This window comes from Serratia sp. CY40230, assembly GCF_052168835.1.
Taxonomy (GTDB): domain Bacteria; phylum Pseudomonadota; class Gammaproteobacteria; order Enterobacterales; family Enterobacteriaceae; genus Serratia; species Serratia nematodiphila.
In genome coordinates this window covers 714492-735474 of record NZ_JBJNLX010000002.1, presented here as the reverse complement: position 1 = coordinate 735474, position 20983 = coordinate 714492, and the positions used below count along the sequence as shown (strand labels likewise).

Genomic DNA, 20983 nt, shown 5'->3' with positions numbered 1-20983 from the left:
GCCCCAGCGAGTCAGCAGCGGCTCAACCGCGCACTGTCTGTGGTAATTGCATTTGTGTTATATTATAACAATTGTGCCAGCCGGCGAATTTCGCGCATTTTATTCGCGTGAAGTCAGCAAAGCTTGGCCTTAACCTTGCAATAGATCAGGCTTCAGGTTTCAATACGCTACCGGGCGTAAAACCTGAAGCCCGGTTATCTTTTTTGTTATCACGCACACCACGGAATCTCCCGATGCTAAAGATTTTTAATACCCTGAGTCGTCAAAAAGAGGAATTCAAACCCATTCATGCCGGGAAAGTGGGCATGTACGTGTGCGGGGTAACCATCTATGACCTGTGTCACATCGGCCACGGTCGTACCTTTGTCGCTTTCGACGTGGTGGCGCGTTATCTGCGCTATCTCGGCTATTCGCTGAACTACGTGCGCAACGTCACCGACGTAGACGACAAAATCATTCGCCGCGCGGCGGAAAATCATGAGACCTGCGACCAGCTGACCGAACGCATGCTGGCGGAAATGCACGCCGACTTCGACGCGCTGCTGATCGATCGCCCGGATCAAGAGCCGCGCGCGACCCAGCACATCGCCGAGATCATCGAGATCACGCAGCGTCTTATCGATCGCGATCACGCTTACGTGGCCAGCAACGGCGACGTGATGTTCTCCATCGACAGCGATCCGCAATACGGCCTGCTGTCGCGTCAGGATCTGGATCAGCTGCAGGCCGGCGCGCGCGTGGAGATCGACGACGTGAAGCGTAACCCGATGGACTTCGTGCTGTGGAAAATGTCCAAGCCGGGCGAGCCGAGCTGGCAGTCGCCGTGGGGGCCGGGCCGTCCGGGCTGGCATATCGAATGCTCCGCCATGAACTGCAAACAGCTGGGCACCCACTTCGACATCCACGGCGGCGGTTCCGATCTGATGTTCCCGCACCACGAGAACGAGATCGCGCAGTCGAGCTGCGCCCACGACGGCCCGTACGTCAATTACTGGATGCACTCCGGCATGGTGATGATCGACAAAGAGAAGATGTCCAAATCGCTGGATAACTTCTTCACCATCCGCGACGTGCTCGGCCATTACGATGCGGAGACGGTGCGTTACTTCCTGATGTCCGGGCACTATCGCAGCCAGCTGAACTACAGCGAAGAGAACCTTAAGCAGGCGCGCACCGCGCTGGAGCGCCTCTATACCGCGCTGCGCGGCACCGACGCCGATGCCGCGCCGGCCGGCGGCGAAGCGTTCGAAGCTCGCTTCCGCGAAGCGATGGACGACGACTTCAACACTCCGGAAGCCTACTCGGCGCTGTTCGATCTGGCGCGCGAAGTTAACCGCCTGAAGGGGGAAGACATGGCGGCGGCCAACGGCATGGCGGCGGAGCTGCGCAAGCTGGCGAAAGTGCTCGGCCTGCTGCAGCAGGAGCCGGAGCAGTTCCTGCAAGGGGGCGCACAGGTTGACGACGGCGAAGTGGCGGAGATCGAAGCGCTGATCAAACAGCGTAACGAAGCGCGCGCCGCCAAGAACTGGGCGCTGGCGGACGCCGCTCGCGATCGCTTGAACGAGATGAACATCGTGCTGGAAGACGGGCCGCAGGGCACCACCTGGCGCCGTAAGTAAGCCGGCCGAAGTGAAAACAAAAAAGGCGCTGAATTCAGCGCCTTTTTCTATGGCTACAGGTTAGGGTTTAACCATGACCTTGCCGCCGTTGAACTCCACCACCTGATCGGCGACGATCTTGCAGCGCTTGCGGGTTTCGACCTTGCCGTCGACTTTCACCAGCCCTTCGGCGATGACTTCTTTGGCGGCGCCGCCGCTTTCACACCAGCCCTGGAACTTCAGCAGATCGCACAGTTCGACGTGGGGATGATTGTCCAGATTGAAAATTTCCATACTGCCTTACTTATTTAGGTTGAACGTCGTGATATTCCTCGCAGGCCTGCAAGGTATTTTGGATAAGTGTAGCCACGGTCATCGGGCCAACGCCACCCGGCACCGGGGTGATGTAGGCGGCGCGCTCGCTGGCGGCGTCAAAATCGACATCGCCCACCACTTTACCGCTTTCCAGACGGTTGATGCCGACGTCTACCACGATGGCGCCCGGTTTGATCCAGTCGCCCGGGATGAAGCCCGGTTTGCCGACCGCCACCACCAGCAGATCGGCGTTCTCGACGTGATGACGCAGATTTTTGGTGAAGCGGTGGGTGACGGTAGTGGTGCAGCCGGCCAGCAGCAGCTCCATGCTCATCGGGCGGCCGACGATGTTAGAGGCGCCGACCACCACGGCGTTCAGGCCGTAGGTATCGATGTTATAACGCTCCAGCAGGGTGACGATGCCGCGTGGCGTGCACGGGCGCAGCTTGGGCGCACGTTGGCACAGGCGGCCGACGTTGTAGGGGTGGAAGCCGTCGACGTCTTTATCCGGATGGATGCGCTCCAGCACCTTGACGTTATCGATGCCGGCCGGCAACGGCAGCTGCACCAGAATGCCGTCGATTTCCTCATCGGCGTTCAACTGGTCGATCAGCGCCAGCAGCTCGGCTTCACTGGTGGCAGCGGGCAGGTCGTAGGAGCGGGAGAGGAAGCCGACTTCATCGCAGGCGCGGCGCTTGCTGGCGACGTAAATTTGCGAGGCCGGGTTCTCGCCGACCAGCACAACCGCCAGGCCTGGGGCGCGTTTGCCGGCCGCCAGACGTTGTTTCACTTGCTCAGCCACTTCGTTTCTAACCTGCTGCGCAATCGTTTTACCATCAATAATCTTTGCTGACATCAGTGTGGAAATCCATCAATTAAGAAAAGCGGGGATGCCGCTATTCTGTCAGAAGCTGAGCGCGCTGTCAGGCGCAGAATCACCCTCGCCGCCGTTGGCGAGGCCGATTTACGCTTTTTTTATGCCGGCTTTAGGAACCTCTACGCCATTTTTACCGGCATTTGCATACGCTGGGGCCATACACAGGGCGAAAGAGGGCAGGATCATGAGAGCGATAACCCGGCTTTATCCGTTGCATCACCAGCCTGGCGCGCAACCGGCGCAGCCTAAGCACGTTGGCGAGACGGTGTTCGATTCTTCGCTGCACCCGGCGGACGGCGCGCAACTCACCGCGCTGCACCAGCTTTGTCAGCACCAGTCGGCGCCGTCCTGGCGGTCGCGCCTGAGCGCGCTGTGGCGGAAGCTGTGCGCATGAACGGCAGCGTATGGGCAGGCTGCACGCTGTTGCTGGTTTGGGCATCGGGGAGCCAGGCTTCTTTAAACAGCGCACGCCCTGACGCCGCATGGGTTGAAAGCGTAGCGGCGACTTGCAACACACGGGTGATTGAGCATGCCGATTGGGGGGACATTGCCGCAGTGGTGCAGTCTACGCGCCTTTGTCTGCGGCGGGGCGGTGGGCGGCAAGAGGCTGAGCGCACGCCGATTTACGTAGGCGCCGGGCTGGCTCAGCGTAACGGCGCCCGTTGACGAGAACCCTCGCCGTGCGGGCGCTGGCGGAAAAAACGCCATAAAGCACGGCCGCCGTCGTAACGTCATGAAAAGGCATTGACTCGCTAACCTCTGACCGTATAATCGCAACCCGCAGCCGCAGGTTGCCGCATCTCAATGCGCCCTTAGCTCAGTTGGATAGAGCAACGGCCTTCTAAGCCGTAGGTCATAGGTTCGAATCCTATAGGGCGTGCCATTTTGAGCCTCCCTAAACCAAGTCTTTTTTGCCCTTATTTCCCCTCAATTATTGTATTTTCCAAGTACCGCTATGGTTGCACTCGGCTATACCCAAGTAAGGCCATCCCCGGACTTTCTGAGGGCGATGCTCCTCGTCAAAGCCTTTTATGCCGGATCCTGTGCAGCCAGAAAGGGAATTAAGAAAAACCTCACTAAGAGGGATGCCCTTATTCCCCGACGAGACTTCCGCTACCATGCGGTCTCTATCAAAATGGGTTCTCTGCTGAGTGGTAAAAATCCGATTAATTGAGGGCTGCTATAGGTAAAATTCTACTCATGGTGCAAAATGCGACGTCTTCGCTATCTGCATAAATCTTGATTAATGAGTGTTGCTATGTCTTCTAATGCAAGGGTTTTCCGGCATGACATCAATGGGCTTCGCGCTTGGGCAGTAATCGCTGTCGTTCTTTTCCATTTTGGCGTTCCTGGCTTTGTTGGTGGCTTTGTAGGGGTGGATGTGTTTTTTGTGATCTCAGGTTTCCTGATGACGCAAATAATTGTTTCTGGTATAGAAAATGGCAACTTCTCCCTTTGGCGCTTCTATCTGGCTCGCGCACGCAGAATCATCCCCGCATTGTTGGCTTTGAGTTTTACCCTACTGATTCTCGGTTGGTTTTTCCTCACCTCTGTAGACTACAATACCCTTTCAAAGCATGTGCTGGTTGCCGCGCTGTTTATTTCAAACGTAAAGTTTTGGAAAGAATCCGGCTATTTTGATGCCGCATCGCATGAAAAGTGGCTGCTTCATACTTGGTCATTATCGGTTGAATGGCAATTCTATATTGCACTTCCCGTCGTTTTGTTGGTTATGTGGCGTTTTTGGAAAACGTCTGGGGTGAAACTCACCCTGTTTGGCGGTTTTTTGCTCTCCTTTGCACTCGCTTGCTATTTAGCTGTCACCTTACCCAGCGCCGCGTTCTTTTTGTTGCCGACAAGGGCGTGGGAGATGTTGGCAGGAGGGGCCGTATGGTGGCTGACTCGAAATAGCCACTTCTCGAAAACTAAAGCTCAAATGATGGAGCTGGTGGGTTTCATCCTGATCGTTGTCGCAATCGTGTTTTTCACCCCTAAGCTTGCATGGCCGGGAGTCTATGCGATGGTGCCAGTGGCGGGGGCGATGCTGGTGCTTGCTGCGGCTAGACAGGGCTCAATTTTTACCTCGAACTATATTGCAGAGCGAGTGGGTGTCTCGTCGTACTCTATTTATCTTTGGCATTGGCCCGTAGTGGTTTTTCTTGCTTACAATAATACCGCGGGAGATTGGCGATGGGTGCTGGGAGGATTACTGCTCAGTTTGGTTTTAGGTGAGCTTTCTCTGCGTTTTATTGAAAATCCGGCTCGCAAGAAATTAGCTAAGCAAAGCGATTGGGGGAATGTTTTCAGTATCGGTTCCTGCATGGTGATTATCTGCGCCGCTACTGTCGTCATGTTTAAACACCATTTTATCAACCGCGTACCGGAACAGATCGATCTTATCGCTAATGAAAGTCTCAATTCCAACCCCAAGCACGCTGACTGCTTCGCTACGACGGGCACGACCTCGCCGGGATGCGTATTCGGCGGCAGTGAAATTAAGGCGGTGGTCGTCGGTGATAGCCATGGTAATGCCATGGTGACAGCCGTGGAAGCGGCATTGCCAAGCAAAGAAGATGGCGTGTTGAATCTTACCTATGCGGGTTGTCCTACGCTCTACCGGGCTAAAACGGTACCTGGTGAAGCTGAGGATCATCAGGATTGTTATGGCTTCAATCAATGGCAGCGGAAAAAACTGGCAAGCCTGGATAGTGCTATTCCTATCGTGATCATCAACAGAACCTCGGTGTATGCTTTTGGACGGCATAATGTTGAAGAAAAAACACGTACGCCGATCGTCTATTTTTCTGATATCAGCAAGACTCCGAAGCCCGAATTCCTCGCGGAATTCAAGTCATCTTTGGTTGAGTCTGCCTGTGAGTTGGCCGCCAAACATCCTGTTTTCATGATGCGGCCTATGCCGGAAATGATGTCTAATGTCCCTAAAACGCTGTCGCGGGCCATGATGTTGGGGAAGGACGCGCCTCATATTTATCTGTCGGAAGCTGACTATATGAAACGTCATTCGTTTGTATGGCAAGCGCAGGACGAAGCTGCAGAAAAATGCGGCGTGAAAATCCTGAATCCATTACCGCTGGTTTGTAGCGACGGAAAATGTGAAAGCACATATAGCGGGCGCCCTATTTATTATGATGATAATCATGTAAGTGAATACGGGAATAAACTGTTGGTGCCGATGTTCAAAACGATCTTTGATTGATTCTTTGTCGTAGGATACTGGCCGGAGATATCAGGCATGCAAAGATGTCTCCGGCATGACGTAGAGTGATGCTGTGTTCAAAGTTATTTGAACTCAACAATTTACTCTTTGTTCACACCGAGACGCGCTCGTTGTCATGCTATGTTATTTCGCTAACTTTCAGTGAGTAGTTGAGAGAAAAATGCAAAGCTTATTCGTGTACGGTACCCTGGGGCCGGGCAGGCCCAATGCGCACATTATGGAAGCCATCGGCGGCAACTGGGAAGAAGGCAGCGTCGGCGGCACGCTGCTTAACGAAGGTTGGGGAGCCGAGATGGGCTACCCGGGCATCGTGCTGGATAACAGCGGCAATCGGGTGAACGGTTTTCTGTTTCGCTCCGCCAACCTCGTCAACCATTGGCCGGTTCTCGACTCGTTCGAAGGCGACGGCTATGAACGGGTGGCGGTCAGCGTCACCACCGTCGGCGGTGAAATCGTCGATTCGTTTATCTACATGTTGAAGAAATGCCCCAACTCTGGGGGGGGATCCTGACGGATTGATTAAAAAAACGGCTATGGCCGTTTTTTGCGTCATGTGGGATAGATATGTGAAAGTCATAAAAATGGCCACGCCAAAGGATAGGCTATTTGATAGAGCGGCAATTAATACGCGTAAAGGATTAAAGGCGTTGAAGTAAATTAAAGAATTTTCCCTTCCATCACGTAAAAATATCCACTCATCGTTGTGTAGTAAGCATAACAAATGTGTTTTTCGAAATTATCGCAGTGAACAACGGTATTTTTATCGGATTCTTGCCAGGAAATCATGAAATAGCCGTCAGCCAATGAACGCCACTGGAAAGGCACATTCATAATGGTTCCGCGAAGTTCTCCGTTTAGAAACTCAACGGTAATGGTGTTTTCACTGGCATGGTAGGCGTTTTTAACTTCGAGACCATTGTCCATCTTGATGGTAAAAGATTGGCCTGCATAAGGAAATTTTACAGCCATTGTCGCAACTCCTTTAATGTGTCGTAGCTGAAAAGCGGCGGTGAAGCACGCTGCTATCCCGAATCACTCATGCCTAAGGCGGTAGTGAGGTCGGCCAGCTGAGCGTTAAGCGGCTGGATAGGGCCAATAGTAGAGAGGGCGCATCGGTGGAAAAAGGGACCGGCGGGCAATTCACTTTTCTCTTTTTGTTCATAAAGGGGATGGGCGGCAGGTTACTGTTCACTGCGGGGGGGGGGGGGGGGGGTTAAGTGACGGGACTTTGTCTGACACCGAGCGCAGTCACAGGAAACGGCAAGCGGCATTGAACCTTCGCTTATTTTGCCACGCTACAATAGGCGAAAATTTCCCCATGGAGCCTATCGTGCGCAAATCCAGATTCTTTCTCGTGACCTTGCTGTGCCTGTGCGCCGCCGCCGTGCTGTACGTGATGCCATATCGGGCGCTGGGGCATTACCTCAGCGACGGCGAGAAGGCCTACCCGGATATCAGCGTTGAAATTCGCTGAGAGCCGTGCGGCCTGAAGGGGACTGCGCCGACTTTTTCGCACTGATTTACCCGCCATTTACTCGCCGTCGGCAATGATGACGCAGCGTCTCCACACGGTGTGGTTCTCTTGGGCGGAATGCGGTTATGTCACTGCAGCAGGTTTCGAATGTCTCTTTAAGCAACAACGGCTTAAAGGGCATCGGTTACAAACATTATGCGTTGGCGATCGTGGCGTTTTCGGCGCTCGTACGGTCTATATCCTTAACCGACAGGTATTTTTGGTGCGATGAAGCCTCCAGCGTGCTGACCAGCCGTTACGATGTGGGCGCGTTGCTCTATCACGCTTCCTTCGATGTTCACCCGCCGCTTTATTACCTGCTGCTGCATGGCTGGATGGCGCTGTTCGGCGACGGTATTCTGGCGGCCCGCTCGTTGAGCCTGGCGTTCGGCGTGGCGACAGTGGCACTGGCGATGCGCTTTATCCGTTGGCTGGCCAATGAACGGGCGGCGCTGATCGCGGGCTGGCTGATGGCGATCATGCCGATGGCGGTGCGCTACAGCCAGGAGGCGCGCATGTATGCGCTGATGGGGCTGCTGGCGATCGCCGCCGCCATGGCGTTGGCGAAGTGGCTGAAAACGCCGGATAATCGCCGTTATCTGGCGCTGTATGCGTTAGTGATGACGCTGAGCTTTTATACCCATTACTTCACGATTTTCACGCTGATCGCGCATTGGCTGGTGGTGTTGGCGCTGTCGTGCCGCCGCGAAGGCGAGTGTTATATCAAGCAACCGGCATGGTGGCTGGCCAATGCGGCGATCGGGGTGGCCTACATTCCCTGGCTGCTGGTGTTGTTCAATCTGCTGGCGCATATCGCCGAGCTGAGGGTCGGCGGCGACGTCGGTTGGATCCCTCAGGTTTCCTGGAGCGATCTGCCGGCGATGTTCTGGCGTTTTCTCACCGGCCATGATGGCAGCAACTATCCCACGATCATTCTCTGGCTGTTGCCGGCGATGTTTGTCGCTTTATGTTCACTGCTGCTGTGGCGGCGCCAGATGCCGAGAAAATTATCTCTGCTGCTGCTCTGCGGCATGCTGATCCCGGTGATGCTGGTATTCGCCATTTCTTGGCGCTCGCCGCTGTTTGTCGATCGCTATCTCTATTCCGCCGCGCTCGGCATTCCGCTGGTGTTGGGCGTGCTGATCGCCGGAACGAAAAACCGAGTGCGCGGGATCTCTTTGCTGCTGTTCTTCAGTTTGTTGTTCGGCTGCGGCGTGCGTAACGATTACCCGGCCGAGAAAGATGAGTTCAAGGTGATGGTGCACTATATCAACAGCCACTATCAGCTCAACGATGCGGTGGTGGTCAGCAACATGTTCAACTACCTGAGCTATGTGTATTACAACAAGCAGGGCTATCGCGCCTTGCTGTATACCCCGACCAGGCCCAACGGCATCTCCGGTAAGCCCAACGCCTATGGTTTCGGCACCTTTTTCCACGATCGGGCGGCGCAGACCTACGTCGATAAGCTCAGCGCCTTATCGAAGGGCCATCGCCGGATTTGGCTGGTCAGCGGCGGCGATTTCAACCAGGACTTCGGCCGTTCGCCGCCGGGGTGGGTCAACACTGTTACCTTCAAGAGCGGCGGCTTTGAGTCGCGCCTGTTCGTGGTGCGCGATATCAGATAGCCGGATAAATGCCCTTTGTCTTGAAGCTCCCCGCACACCGATAGTTTTTCGCCGCTACCGGAGTGTGGGAAGTACCTGGAGGCCGACAATCCTGGCGGAAACGCCAATCGCTGCATATAGATGCCCCGATAATGTTGTCCCCCGCAACTGCCGCTGCGGCGTTACCTCGAGGTCGGGTTCTCTTTGCGCGGCTGAGAATGGCTCTCTTTTCTCTCCCGTCGCAGTTTGCAGCAGGTGGAGTGACTCTTTTTGCGCCATCACTTTCGCCCGGAGCGCCGGACTGGCTTCGGCGATGCGCTCATTGCGGCTCAACGGCGGCAAAAGACCTCGCCGAAGCGAGGGTTTTGTGTACTAGGTAACGCTAACTCATTAAATTAAATAAAGGTAAGCAAGATAGACGATAACAGCAAAAGCCAATGCACTGTATCGCAGGACATCGTATCGCAAGCGGCGCTTGTTTATTCTCACGCCTCCTCCATTCAGTCAGTCTGCCACGGTTTCGATGAACCACTATGAAATATAGATGTGAAACTGCTGGATTGTATTTTTTTTGTATTTTGACGTCCGGAGCAAGGTGTGGCTCTATCGTTAATGGTCTGAAAGTGAAGAGGTGAGCACACGGTTAACTAGATATGATGCTCATGGTTAGCATGAGAGTGATAAAAGAAGGGGAGCCCAGGGGGGCATCAACGCTAGAAAGGCGCTTATATGAGCCGGGGTTAACCTATGGCTCATATAAGCGATGGGACGTTATTTCGATATAGGTACGTTCACCGAGGTGTTAAGAGACCTGGTTGGGAGTTTTCTTTTGGCGTAATATTTGTCGGTCAGGATGTAATAATAAATGGCGATAACAAAACCATCTATTGTAAACAGCGAAACGGTAGACGTGAAGATGATCAAAAGAATCAGATCGAAACTTTTGAAGTTCAAGACCTGTAGTCCTATGGCTGCCATGATGAAGCCGAGCACGCCCAGGTTAATAAATATACCGTTCATGCCTACATTGGGCGTGAATCCTGCCCCGCCGCCACGAGAGATCAAATAATTGACCATACCCATTTTGGAGTTGTCAAAGCAGCTGTAGTCATCGGTACAACCGAAGAAGAGACTCTTTACATCCATATACTGAATCATATAAGAGGCTGACAGTCTGTGAGCGATTGACTCATTAGGGATGTAAAACTTGGGATCGCCAATGTTTAAATAAGTGGCAAATGATACCAGCGATAAGAAAAATACGACATAGGTGATCGTTACGGGGATCTTGTTTATTATCCGTTTTAGAGGATAAAGGATGCCAATGATTAACAGTGAGAAGGATACTTTTGACAGACTGCATAGAAAACCTGCTGCGAACAGTGCATATTCTTTCTTCTTCACATTGCCCTCGCGCAGCCTTATCAAGAACACGACGGCAAGCAGCGAGGCAAAGAAACCCGCTTCCCGGGATAAACCAGACATGCGAGGGAAAAGAATGATAGCAAATTGGTTGCTCGAGGTTTTGGTTGCGAACTGCCCCCAGATTAATTGGGAGAGGTTTTTAGGCCCCATTGCCAACGCCAGCGATTTGTCGAAGAAAAATGCCGTAAATTGCATTAGGCACCATACCAGGGAAATTAAAAAGCTAAAGTAGACTTTTCGGGATATTTCATTGCGCATTGTGACAAAGTAGAAAACTCCCAATGCCAGAACTGCAGACTTTATTGCGATGGTAGGATTTATTGTGATTAAGCAAGTCGCCATCCAAATGAACAAAAATGCAATCGTCTTGCGACTGATGGTTTGCATTCGACTAAGAAATGTTGTGTCGGCGAAAATTAATAATATCCATAAATAAAAGGTCATTCCTGATATATATGGGTTAAATGGTACCGCAATGAAAAATAGTGCAATCATCCAACGCAGTGTTTCATTATAAAAACGCTTCATGAAAAAATTCCCTTTCATAACAAGCATGCCAAAGCGTCTTTGGCTAAATTTTTTTTTGAATTTATAAAGCTCTATTTTACCTAGAATGGCATTGCATTGTCTGGTTTGTTTTTAGCTTATGGTTTATTTAGTGTTAATAACTGACTATTTATTTTATTGTGGTTTTTTGTTCTGATTTGTTGTTTGTTTTAACGCTTAAAGCAGATTTATAATCTGGCTTGTTTTGATTAAAAAATAGCCAAAAAATCAGGCGTCAATAAGGTTAATCTGTAATTTTGGCGATAAATAAGGCGTTAGTCTCAATGTATGATGTTGTTTATCATGTCATTACGTTCTGCTTTTGCTTGCTGTGACATCTGGAAACATATCTTCTATTTGGCGTGTGCGTTTTCTTGCTGTGCATGTTCGCTTCATCAAAAGCGTATAAAGAGACGGGCAATGTTGCCGTTTTTCAACATGATGCTTTTTTTGTTCACGATGAGTAAGTCGCACCCGGTATGCCAGACGGCGTCTGGGATCGGGCGGAGTGACGGACATCTGCGAGTGGCGCCTACCCGCCACCAATTGAGCCTTCGTTTATTTTGCCGCGCTACAATAGGCGAAAATTTCCCCATGGAGCCTATCGTGCGCAAATCCAGATTCTTTCTCGTGACTTTGTTGTGCCTGTGCGCCGCCGCCGTGTTGTACGTCATGGCATACCGGGCGTTGGGGCATTACCTCAGCGATGGGGAGAAGGCCTACCCGGATATCACCGTTGAAATCCGATGAGGGCCGTTCGCCGGGGTGGGTCAACACCGTTATCTTCAAGAGCGGCTGTTTTGAGTCGCGCCTGTTCGTGGTGCGTTGAGCAAAATGTCATATTTCCCATTCGGCGTTACATCTGGCCGAGCAAACTTACGCGGGGATGACAGTTCTATACATTGAGATTGGTACTGTAGCTCTACCCGATGATGTTGTGTGTTATCCATTCCCTGTAGTGTATTACCCCATCCCTGTTAAGTTTATCCCGCCTTGTGCGGGATTTTTTTTATCTGTGCATGCCTGGCGCGTAACGCGATTTTTTTGAATAACACCGTCAGTTTTATTCGGTATTCAGTCGCTGTGCGCTTGATTAGATTGAACGCGAGAGGGGCGCCGTCGGCGCCTTTGTGCAATGAGTGGGGAATTTCTATGGCGAAGACAGTAGTGGTGTTTCATTCCGGCTACGGCCATACCGAGCGTTTGGCGAAAGTGGTGGCGGAAGGCGCCGGGGCGGAACTGATCGCCATCGATCAGAACGGCGATATCAGCGACGAAGCCTGGCAGACGCTGGATGAGGCGGACGCCATCATCTTTGGTTCGCCGACCTATATGGGCGGCCCATCCTGGCAGTTCAAGAAATTCGCCGACGCCAGCTCCAAAGCCTGGTTCGGCCGCAAGTGGCAGGATAAAGTGTTCGGCGGTTTTACCAACAGCGCCAGCCTGAACGGCGACAAGCAGGTGACGCTGATCGCGCTGCAGACGCTGGCTTCGCAACATGGCGGCCTGTGGGTCAGCCTGGGGCTGCTGCCGGCCAACACCAAATCGGCGCAGCGCACCGACGTCAATAACCTGGGCGGTTCGGTGGGGCTGCTGGTGCAGACCCCGGCGGATGCCGGCGTGGATGAGATGTTGTCGGGCGATCTGGCGACCGCCAAGCTCTATGGTCAGCGCGTAGCGGGCTTTGCCGCCAAACTGGCGTAAGACCTATCGTGTAGATGGGACGGCGGTGCGGTTGAACGGATGCCGCGTTCATTTTCTCTGCACAATTGGCGTGTAATCTGCGAAATGTTATTAGCCTGCTTGGGCTAACACTGCATTTCGTACAAATATTCCCGGTTCCTAGGCCGGGTTTTTTGTTGCTAAGGTCTGCTTAAGCTTTCACCGCTATACTGCGTGTCAGCACGGTCATGCAATGCATGGCCGTGTCGTAACTGTCGATTTGCTGTTGTTCAAGCAAGCCCGCTTCATGCGGGCTTTTTTTGGGTTGTTATTGCACAGGCGGCCCAGTTGCAGGAAAATAATCGCACAGTGATTCAAACTTCATTTAATGACCAATAACCACAGGTTTATTAATGTAATTAACGCTCTCGGCGGCCTATTACGCTATGCGCTATGCTGACAGCAGAGCAGGCATTATTTGCTGACGCTATGCGGGGAGTTACGCCGCGGCCGCATCAGGCTAAGAAAATTCTGTTAATTAAATGTTAATGTTTTTTATTATTGATTTGTCTGGCTTTTTTGGTTGAAATTCGGATTGACTATCCCTCACTGGCCGGGCGAGAGAGTATGCATATTATTATTCTGGTTATTAGCAAAATATGGGCGAGGCGATGAGCGCCAGAATAAACGCCAGGCATGGCCTGCCGCTAACGGTGCAGCTGATCAATCTTTTCATGCTGGCCTTTTTACTCTCCCTGGTGGGTATTCTTAGCCGGCCGATAGGTTCACTTTCTTTATTTTGGCCGGTCAACGCGATTCTGCTCGGGCTGCTGCTGCGTAAACCCGTTTACGCTACGCCGCTCGGCTGGCTCACCACTTATCTGGGCATGGTCGCCGCCGATCTCAGTACCGGCGAGGGCTGGTCCCTGGCGCTGTGGCTGAACGCCTGCAACATGTCGCTGATCGCCGTCGGTTACGGCATCATGCTGATGCTGCCGCAATCTCAACGGCGCATGGGCAAACCCCAGGCGATACTCTATATGTTCAGCGCCAGTCTGGCCGGATCGGCGGTGGCGTCGACGCTGTCGGTGCTGCGTAACGACAGCCTGTACAACAATACGGTGGTGGTCGCCTGGTTGGCCTGGTTCAGTGAGCAGTTCTCGACGACCTTGCTGTTGTTGCCGGTGCTGATGGCGGCGCCGCGGTTGAAACAGCTGTTTCGCATGCAGGTGCGTTGGCGCCTGAAAGGCTGCCTGCCGCTATTGGCGCTACTGCTGTCGCTGGCGTTCAGCGTCTATATCGGCGGACCGGGCGCCATCGCTTTCCCGATCCCGGCGCTGCTGTGGTGCGCAGTGCGCTACCAGTTGTTCCCCGTGACGCTGTTGACGTTGTTGACCGGCATGACCGAGATCAGCAACATTTCAGCCAACCTGGTGCTGTATGAAACGCCGAACAATCACAACGCCTTCCTCGACACCCTGATGTCTGCCCGCTTGGGCATCGCCATGCTGGTGATGGGGCCGCTGATCCTCGCCAGCTCTATCGCCGCCAATCGCAAGCTGATGCGGCGTCTGGAGCACAGCGCCAACCACGATTTCCTGACCGGGGTGCTGGCGCGCAGCGCGATGACGCGCAAAGCGGGCGAGCTGCTGGAGCACAAGCACCGCTCGAAAGAGGCGGTGTCGCTACTGCTGATCGACATCGATCATTTCAAGCAGATCAACGATACGCACGGCCACAGCGCCGGCGATCAGGTGTTGGCGTCGTTCGCGCACATCGTGCGGCGCGAGCTGCGGCACGATCAGCTGTTCGGCCGCCTGGGCGGGGAAGAATTCGCCATCATGCTGCCGCGCGCGCTGGCGGCGCAGGGCGTGGCGCTGGGCGAGCATCTGCGCCGGTTGGTGGAGCAGGCGGAACTGCAGGCGGAAGGCAAACAGACGCTGAAAATCACCATCAGCGTCGGCGTCGCCAGCCTGGCGATGAACGAAGTGAAATCGCTGGAGCAGTTGATGAATATGGCGGATATCGCGCTGTATCGCGCCAAATCGCAGGGGCGTAATCGGGTGGAGTCGTTCAACGTGGTGAACGGCAACAGCGTCGAGCATATTCTGTTCCGCTAACCGTTTTCAGCCTTGCCTGGGCTCGAAGCGAGTTTCGCAATTAGGGCAAATCAGTATCACGTCTTGCAGCATTGCCGCGCATTTTTGCCGGGTAACATAGCCGCATTTAGGGCAGACGATTTGGGTGGAGCGGTTGATAAAACCTTTGACGCTGCTGGAATCGGACATATCAATAGCCTGTGTCAGGTGAAAACTCACGCTAACACAGGCGACGACAAATTTCGTTGGTTATTTTCTGTACGCAGAGGCTTACAGGCTTTTCAACGCCTTGATGGTTTCATCCATGTCGATCTCGTGCTCGGAGAAGGTATGGGTGGTGTTCTGGAAGGTGGTTATGGTCAGCATGCGCAGCGTTTGCATGGCCTGCGCCTGGTCTTCGGACTGCGGGCGAATGCGGTTCATCAGCAGGCCGACCGACAGCACGGTGTTCTCTTTATCCACATCGGCTTTGACCGGCACTTCCTTGGTGAAGGTATTGAAAGACTTGATGCTGGCGATCTTGATTCTTTCATTGGCGATGATGATGTATTTGCTGGGCGCCAACACTTTGACCGCATAAGCCGACGGGCCTTTGGTGTTGTTGGTCGGTTCGAAGGTCACCGCCGCGTTTTTCTTAATCAGCTCCGGATTCTGCACTTTAATCACGTGAAAATAACGATTTTCTCCGTTCTCGTCGGTAATAAAGCCGAAGCCTTTGTCTTCAAAAAAAGTCGTTATCTTGCCGTTCATCGTTATTCTCACAAAAGGGATCAATACAGCGCTTATGATAGCGCGGAATGCCTTGCAGCGACAGATTGCGCGGGCGGCATTTAGTCATGCGATAACGGCATTTAGCGGCTTTCCCCCCACATGCTATGTTCATGCTGACTTCATTCAATGCGAAAAAGGAATATCGATGGGTATCAAACGTCTCAATCACGCCGTGCTGTATGTCAGCGACGTGCGGCAGAGCGCCGACTTTTATCATCAGGTATTGGGCTTCAAGCTGAAGCCGTCCGACAGCCCCGACCGGGCGGTATTTACCCAGGCCGCCGATTCGGACAACGATCACGATTTGGCGCTGTTCAGCAAGAATCTGGGCCAGCAGCGCGCCGGGGTGTTTCGCGCCAACAACGAGCCGCCGGCAGAGCATGAGCCACCGGCCGGGCTGTACCATCTGGCCTGGGAAGTGGACAGCCTGGAAGAGCTGGAGCGCATTCGTCACCAGCTGGCCGAACGCGGCATTCTCGGGCTGGAAGAGGATCACGGCGTGCACAAAAGCATTTATGGCCACGATCCGGACGGGCTGCTGTTCGAGGTGACCTGGTTTATTCCGCCGGCGCTGCTGACCGAAGAGGATAAAAACCAGCAGGGAATTCGCCCGCTGGATTTCGCCGCCGAGAAGCGGCGTTTCGCCGGTCTTTAACCTGCTCCTGAGCGGGGCGCTGTGGCGCCCCGACGCTCACAGCACTTTGTTGAGAAAGTTAACGGTGCGAGGGTGCTGCGGCTGAGCCAGCACCTGCCTGGCGTCGCCCTGTTCGACGATCTGCCCGTCGACCATAAACACCACCCGATCCGCCGCTTCGCGCGCAAAGCCGATTTCATGCGTGACGACCACCAGCGTGACGCCCAGATCCGCCAATCCCTTAATCACGTCCAGCACTTCGCCGACCAGCTCGGGATCGAGCGCGGAGGTCGGCTCATCGAACAGGATCACCTTCGGGTTCAGCGCCAGCGCGCGCGCGATGGCGATGCGCTGCTGTTGGCCGCCGGAGAGGTGGCGCGGGTAGGCATCCGCCTTGTGGCGCAGCCCGACGGTATCCAGCAGCTCATAGGCCACCGCCTTCGCCCGTTCGCGGGAGTGAATTTTGTGCACCACCGGCGCTTCGATGATGTTTTCCAGCACCGTCAGGTGCGGGAACAGGTTGAAGTTTTGGAACACATAGCCGACGTTGATGCGCTGCCGGAGAATGGCCTTTTCCTTCAGCTCGTACAGCCGGTTGCCCTTGCGGCGGTAACCGACGTAGTCGCCGTCGATGCGGATAAAGCCCTCGTCTACGCGCTCCAGGTGGTTGATCGCCCGCAGCAGCGTCGATTTGCCCGAGCCGGAAGGGCCGAGGATCACGGTTACGGTGCCCGGCTGCAGCGTCAGGCTGACGTCGTCCAGCGCCTTGTGTTTACCGAAAAACTTGCTGACGTTGCTGATTTCGATCAGGCCGCGCGCCGGCACCGGGGTGAGGTTGCGTGCCGGCTGTTCGGGCAAGGCGTAATAATCAATGGCTTCAGACATGCGGGTCTCCTAACGTTTTAGCCAGCCGGCCAGTTTCTGCCAGGGCGTCGGCGGCAGTTCGCGCACCGCGCCCCGGGCGAAATAGCGCTCGATGTAGTATTGGATCACCGACAGGGCGGTGGTAATGAACAGATACCAGACGGTGGCCACCATCAGCAGCGGTATCACCTGCTGGGTGCGGTTATAGATCACCTGGATGGTGTAAAACAGCTCCGGCAGCGCCAGCACGTACACGATCGAGGTGCCTTTCGCCAGACTGATGATCTCGTTGAATCCGGTCGGAATAATGGATCGCAGCGCCTGCGGCAGAATGATGCGGAAGGTGCGGCGATAGCCCGGCAGGCCCAGCGCCGCCGCCGCCTCGTGCTGGCCGTAATCCACGCCCAGGATGCCGCCGCGGATGATCTCGGCGGTATAGGCGGACTGCACCAGCGTCAGGCCCAGCACCGCCACGGCGAACTGGCCGAGGATATCGATGGTCGGGTAGCTGGCGAACACCACCGAGGTAAAGGGAATGCCCAGCGAGATGGCGTCGTACAGATAGGAAAAGTTATACAGGATGATCAGCACCAGGATCAGCGGCAGCGAGCGAAACAGCCAGATATACCCCCAGGCCAGCGACGCCAACAGGTAAGAGCGCGACAGCCGCGCCAGCGCCAGCAGGGTGCCGAACAGGATGCTGAACAGCGTGCCGAGCAGCGTCAGCAGCAGGGTCTGCCCCAGCCCCGCCAGCACCGCCGGGGCGAAGAACCACTCGGCGAACACGCCCCATTCCCAGCGCGCGTTGCCCGCCACCGATTGCACGATGGCGGCCAGAATAAACAGCGAGAACAGGGCGCCGATCAGCCGCAGCGGATAGCGGGCGGGCACCACTTTCAAGACTTCTTGTTTGGACATGTCATGTCTCCTGACTACAGATAAAGGGGGTTTAGGCGATTTTCCTTTCCGACGCGCAACAACACGCGTCCTCTGCAATCAGGCTTTTGCGGAACGGCAGGCGGCCATCGTAGGGCGGGTGGCTGTAAACCTCGCTGTCAACGGTGGGATCGAACTGCGGCTGATAACCGTTGCTCAGGTACAGGCCCACCGCTTCGGGCTGGCGAAAGCCGGTGGTCAGGTAGAGCCGGCGATACCCCTGCGCCAGCGCCAGCGTTTCCAACTGCTGCAACACCCGCTGCGCCAGGCCCTGGCGGCGCAGATCGCCCCGGGTCCAGATGCGCTTCAGCTCGGCGGTTTGCGCGTCATAGTGCTTGAAGGCGCCCATGGCGATCGGCGCACCGGCGCGCAGCAGCACGATGAAGGCCCCTTGCGGCGGTGCATACAGGTCCAGCGGTTCCGGTTCCTGGTCACCAAAATAGTCGCCGTAACGCTGGCGATATTCACCGAACAGCCCCTCGATCACCGGGGCGATCAGCGGGTCGGTCGGCAACGTCTGAATGAAGGTGTCTTGCGTCATTGCGCGCTCCTAATCGCCCAGGCCGGGCGGGTTGATTTCCGACTGCGCAAGGCGTTCGACGCTCTCGCCCCAGCGATTGAGCACCTGATCGTACTGTCCGCCGCGGATCGTGCCGTTCAGCGCTTCATTCACCGCCTGCACCAGCCCGTTGCCTTTACGGGTGGTGACGGCGATGTGCGCCGCCTTGGGCCAACCGCCTTCCACCGTGCCCGCCAGCCGGGTGCGGCCGTTCAACGCCGCTTTATAGGCGCCCAGCACGTTCGGCCCGAAATAGGCGTCGGCCCGGCCGGACTGGATCGCCAGCGTGGCGGCCGCATCGTCGGTCACGTAGATCGGCTGGAAGGGTTTGAGCCCCTGCTGCCGGTTCTGTTTATCCCACGCCAGCAAGATGGCTTCCTGATTGGTGCCGGAGCCGACGATGATCTTTAATCCGGCGATATCGGCAGGCTGTTTGATCGTTGCGATCTTGCCGCCGGTTTTGACGTAAAAGCCGAGCGAGTCGATGCGGTAGGTGGCGAAGTCGAAGCGGGTTTTGCGCTCTTTGGTCACGGTGACGTTGGTGATGGCCGCGTCATACTTGCCGGAAACCACTCCCAGCGGCCAGTCTTCCCACGACGTTTGCACTACGTTCAGCTCCAGGCCCAGGCTGTCGGCCACCAGCTGCGCGATATCCACTTCGCTGCCGATAAGCCGCCGGTTGTCGGCAGCGAACAGCGCCAGCGGCGGCGTGTTGAGCGCGGCGATTGCAACGGTGAATTGTCCCGGCTTCACGAAGTGGAAATCGGCCGGCAGTTTGGCGATCGCCTGCGGGTTTTTCGGCGCGTGGATCGGGGTTTCATTGGCCTGTAAATCGATGCCGGTGCCCGCCTGCGCGGCGTCGGTCAGGCTCAGCAAGGCCGCCACGAGAGCGGCGGTAACGGTTTTCTGCATAGCGGGTATCCCTGAAAACGATCTTATTATTGGGTGAATCTGTTTAACGGACGCTTTAGGCCCAGGTGCTCGCGCAGCGTATCGCCGTGGTACGCCCGGCGGAACAGGCCACGTTGTTGCAGGATGGGCACCACCCGATCGACGAAGTGCCCGAAGGCGTTGGGCGTACCGCCGCTGATGATGAAGCCGTCGGCGGCTTCGCCGTCGAACCAGCGTTGCAGGCCGTCCGCCACCGCTTCCGGCGTGCCGCTGAACACCGGGCGTGGCGAGGCGGCTTCCAGCGCCACCTGGCGCAGCGTGAGGTTCCGCTCGCGGGCGTTGCGCTTGATGGCGTCGGTGGTGCTGCGGAAGCTGTTTTGCCCCAAATCGCCGATGTCCGGGAAGGGGGCGTCCAACGGATGGCGGGAAAAGTCGTAATGTTCGAAGTAGCGGCCAAGGTAGTTGAGGGCGTTCTCGATGCTGACCAGACGGGCGGTCTCCTGGTACTGACGCTCGACGTCCGCATCGTCGTCGCCGACGATCACGCTGACGCCCTGGAAGATGCGCAGGTCGTCCGGTTCGCGCCCCTGTTCCACCAACTGCCGCTTCACGTCCTGGTAGAAATCCTGCGCCTGCTCCAGCGTGTCGTGATGGGTGAAGATCGCATCGGCGTGCTTGGCCGCCAGCCGTTTGCCGTCTTCGGAGGCGCCGGCCTGGAACAGGATCGGGCGGCCCTGCGGCGTGCGGCCGATGTTCAACGGCCCCTGCACCGAGAAGAACTCCCCCTGGTGATTGAGGGTGTGCAGTTTCCCTGCGCGGAAAAATTCGCCGCTGGCCTTATTGCGCACGAAGGCATCGTCTTCCCAGGAGTCCCACAGTCCTTTGGCGACGTCGAGAAACTCGCCGGCGATGCGGTAACGCAGGCTGTGCTCCGGGTGTTCTTTGCGCGAGAAGTTTTTGGCCGACCCCTCCAGCGGCGATGTCACCACGTTCCAGCCCGCGCGCCCGCCGCTCAGGTGATCGAGGCTGGCGAACTGGCGGGCGACGGTGAACGGATCGCTGTAGGAGGTGGAGAGCGTGCCCACCAGGCCAATTTTGTCGGTGGCGGCGGACAGTGCGGCCAATAAGGTCAACGGCTCGAAACGGTTAAGAAAATGCGGAATGGACTTTTCGTTGATATATAAGCCATCGGCGACGAAGACGAAATCGAATTTCCCTTGTTCGGCTTTTTTCGCCGAGGCGATATTAAATTCGAGGTTAATGCTGGCGTCGGCGGTGGCGTCCGGGTGGCGCCAGGCGGACATATTTCCCGATGCGCCGTGCAGAATGGCGCCCAGCCGTAATTGCCGTTGATTATTCGCGTTGTCGCTCATCGTGATTATCCTGTCATGCGCCGAAAGGCGCGCGGTGTCTGATGCGTCCACTATTGATGAGCGCTGTCGGGATGT

At 55.5% G+C, this 20983-nt stretch carries 21 protein-coding genes and 1 tRNA gene; 11 read left to right on the top strand and 11 right to left on the bottom strand.

Features of this window, described 5'->3' with window-relative positions:
- The first annotated feature begins 233 nt into the window (after positions 1 to 233).
- Entirely contained in the window at positions 234 to 1619 is a 1386-nt protein-coding gene (gene cysS, locus ACJ8IJ_RS10745) for a cysteine--tRNA ligase (RefSeq protein WP_442518610.1), read from the top strand.
- Positions 1620 to 1679: 60 nt separating this feature from the next.
- On the opposite strand, the gene ybcJ is transcribed toward cysS, so the two are convergent.
- Positions 1680 to 1892, bottom strand: coding sequence for a ribosome-associated protein YbcJ (gene ybcJ / locus ACJ8IJ_RS10740; protein WP_015376914.1), 213 nt, complete (start codon positions 1890 to 1892; stop codon positions 1680 to 1682).
- 10 nt (positions 1893 to 1902) lie between these two features.
- Positions 1903 to 2769: a bifunctional methylenetetrahydrofolate dehydrogenase/methenyltetrahydrofolate cyclohydrolase FolD gene (folD, locus tag ACJ8IJ_RS10735; protein ID WP_004940177.1), complete on the bottom strand. Its 867-nt coding sequence runs from the start codon at positions 2767 to 2769 to the stop codon at positions 1903 to 1905.
- Positions 2770 to 2974: 205 nt separating this feature from the next.
- Here folD and ACJ8IJ_RS10730 point away from each other — a divergent pair, with 205 nt between their 5' ends.
- The 4 genes from ACJ8IJ_RS10730 to ACJ8IJ_RS10715 all read left to right on the top strand — a co-directional run bounded on the left by ACJ8IJ_RS10730 (position 2975) and on the right by ACJ8IJ_RS10715 (position 6539).
- Positions 2975 to 3184, top strand: coding sequence for a hypothetical protein (locus tag ACJ8IJ_RS10730; protein WP_342579055.1), 210 nt, complete (start codon positions 2975 to 2977; stop codon positions 3182 to 3184).
- Between the two features lie 412 nt (positions 3185 to 3596).
- A tRNA-Arg gene (locus ACJ8IJ_RS10725) sits at positions 3597 to 3673 on the top strand.
- A gap of 375 nt (positions 3674 to 4048) precedes the next feature.
- Positions 4049 to 6007 carry an acyltransferase family protein gene (locus tag ACJ8IJ_RS10720; protein ID WP_004940060.1) on the top strand — a complete coding sequence of 653 codons (1959 nt, stop codon included), beginning with the start codon at positions 4049 to 4051 and terminating at the stop codon, positions 6005 to 6007.
- Positions 6008 to 6188: 181 nt separating this feature from the next.
- A complete protein-coding gene (locus tag ACJ8IJ_RS10715) occupies positions 6189 to 6539 on the top strand; it encodes a gamma-glutamylcyclotransferase family protein (protein ID WP_442518609.1) in 351 nt (116 codons plus the stop codon).
- A 146-nt stretch (positions 6540 to 6685) separates the two neighbouring features.
- On the opposite strand, the gene ACJ8IJ_RS10710 is transcribed toward ACJ8IJ_RS10715, so the two are convergent.
- Positions 6686 to 6997: a MoaF-related domain-containing protein gene (locus ACJ8IJ_RS10710; RefSeq protein WP_286093916.1), complete on the bottom strand. Its 312-nt coding sequence runs from the start codon at positions 6995 to 6997 to the stop codon at positions 6686 to 6688.
- A gap of 361 nt (positions 6998 to 7358) precedes the next feature.
- On the opposite strand from ACJ8IJ_RS10710, the gene ACJ8IJ_RS10705 reads away from it, so the two are divergent.
- Entirely contained in the window at positions 7359 to 7502 is a 144-nt protein-coding gene (locus ACJ8IJ_RS10705; RefSeq protein ID WP_162838025.1) for a hypothetical protein, read from the top strand.
- Between the two features lie 125 nt (positions 7503 to 7627).
- Positions 7628 to 9169: a glycosyltransferase family 39 protein gene (locus tag ACJ8IJ_RS10700; protein ID WP_286093917.1), complete on the top strand. Its 1542-nt coding sequence runs from the start codon at positions 7628 to 7630 to the stop codon at positions 9167 to 9169.
- A gap of 750 nt (positions 9170 to 9919) precedes the next feature.
- On the opposite strand, the gene ACJ8IJ_RS10695 is transcribed toward ACJ8IJ_RS10700, so the two are convergent.
- The gene (locus ACJ8IJ_RS10695) at positions 9920 to 11101 is read right to left on the bottom strand and encodes a hypothetical protein (RefSeq protein WP_131164588.1); all 1182 of its coding nucleotides are present in this window, start codon (positions 11099 to 11101) and stop codon (positions 9920 to 9922) included.
- 624 nt (positions 11102 to 11725) lie between these two features.
- On the opposite strand from ACJ8IJ_RS10695, the gene ACJ8IJ_RS10690 reads away from it, so the two are divergent.
- From ACJ8IJ_RS10690 to ACJ8IJ_RS10680, 3 genes are all read left to right on the top strand, one after another.
- Entirely contained in the window at positions 11726 to 11869 is a 144-nt protein-coding gene (locus ACJ8IJ_RS10690; protein WP_162838026.1) for a hypothetical protein, read from the top strand.
- 402 nt (positions 11870 to 12271) lie between these two features.
- Complete coding sequence (locus ACJ8IJ_RS10685) at positions 12272 to 12823, top strand: flavodoxin family protein (protein WP_004940045.1); 552 nt, start codon at positions 12272 to 12274, stop codon at positions 12821 to 12823.
- A 629-nt stretch (positions 12824 to 13452) separates the two neighbouring features.
- On the top strand, positions 13453 to 14901 hold the full coding sequence (locus ACJ8IJ_RS10680) for a GGDEF domain-containing protein (RefSeq protein WP_033645856.1): 1449 nt from the start codon (positions 13453 to 13455) through the stop codon (positions 14899 to 14901).
- A 6-nt stretch (positions 14902 to 14907) separates the two neighbouring features.
- Here ACJ8IJ_RS10680 and ACJ8IJ_RS10675 read toward each other — a convergent pair whose 3' ends face one another.
- Complete coding sequence (locus ACJ8IJ_RS10675) at positions 14908 to 15069, bottom strand: YnfU family zinc-binding protein (protein ID WP_015376921.1); 162 nt, start codon at positions 15067 to 15069, stop codon at positions 14908 to 14910.
- An 81-nt stretch (positions 15070 to 15150) separates the two neighbouring features.
- Entirely contained in the window at positions 15151 to 15630 is a 480-nt protein-coding gene (locus ACJ8IJ_RS10670) for a cold-shock protein (protein ID WP_015376922.1), read from the bottom strand.
- Positions 15631 to 15796: 166 nt separating this feature from the next.
- On the opposite strand from ACJ8IJ_RS10670, the gene ACJ8IJ_RS10665 reads away from it, so the two are divergent.
- Positions 15797 to 16306 (top strand): VOC family protein, encoded by a 510-nt coding sequence (locus ACJ8IJ_RS10665; RefSeq protein ID WP_004940041.1) that lies wholly within the window; start codon positions 15797 to 15799, stop codon positions 16304 to 16306.
- A 36-nt stretch (positions 16307 to 16342) separates the two neighbouring features.
- Here the strand turns inward: ACJ8IJ_RS10665 and ACJ8IJ_RS10660 are convergent, their stop codons facing one another.
- The 5 genes from ACJ8IJ_RS10660 to ACJ8IJ_RS10640 are packed head-to-tail and all read right to left on the bottom strand — an operon-like array spanning position 16343 to position 20908.
- Positions 16343 to 17170 (bottom strand): amino acid ABC transporter ATP-binding protein, encoded by an 828-nt coding sequence (locus tag ACJ8IJ_RS10660; protein ID WP_015376924.1) that lies wholly within the window; start codon positions 17168 to 17170, stop codon positions 16343 to 16345.
- 9 nt (positions 17171 to 17179) lie between these two features.
- On the bottom strand, positions 17180 to 18067 hold the full coding sequence (locus tag ACJ8IJ_RS10655; protein ID WP_004940038.1) for an amino acid ABC transporter permease: 888 nt from the start codon (positions 18065 to 18067) through the stop codon (positions 17180 to 17182).
- A gap of 31 nt (positions 18068 to 18098) precedes the next feature.
- Positions 18099 to 18626: a GNAT family N-acetyltransferase gene (locus tag ACJ8IJ_RS10650; RefSeq protein WP_075685629.1), complete on the bottom strand. Its 528-nt coding sequence runs from the start codon at positions 18624 to 18626 to the stop codon at positions 18099 to 18101.
- Between the two features lie 9 nt (positions 18627 to 18635).
- The gene (locus tag ACJ8IJ_RS10645; protein WP_286093919.1) at positions 18636 to 19556 is read right to left on the bottom strand and encodes an ABC transporter substrate-binding protein; all 921 of its coding nucleotides are present in this window, start codon (positions 19554 to 19556) and stop codon (positions 18636 to 18638) included.
- 26 nt (positions 19557 to 19582) lie between these two features.
- Positions 19583 to 20908 carry an LLM class flavin-dependent oxidoreductase gene (locus ACJ8IJ_RS10640; protein WP_342579114.1) on the bottom strand — a complete coding sequence of 442 codons (1326 nt, stop codon included), beginning with the start codon at positions 20906 to 20908 and terminating at the stop codon, positions 19583 to 19585.
- Between the last annotated feature and the right edge of the window lie 75 nt (positions 20909 to 20983).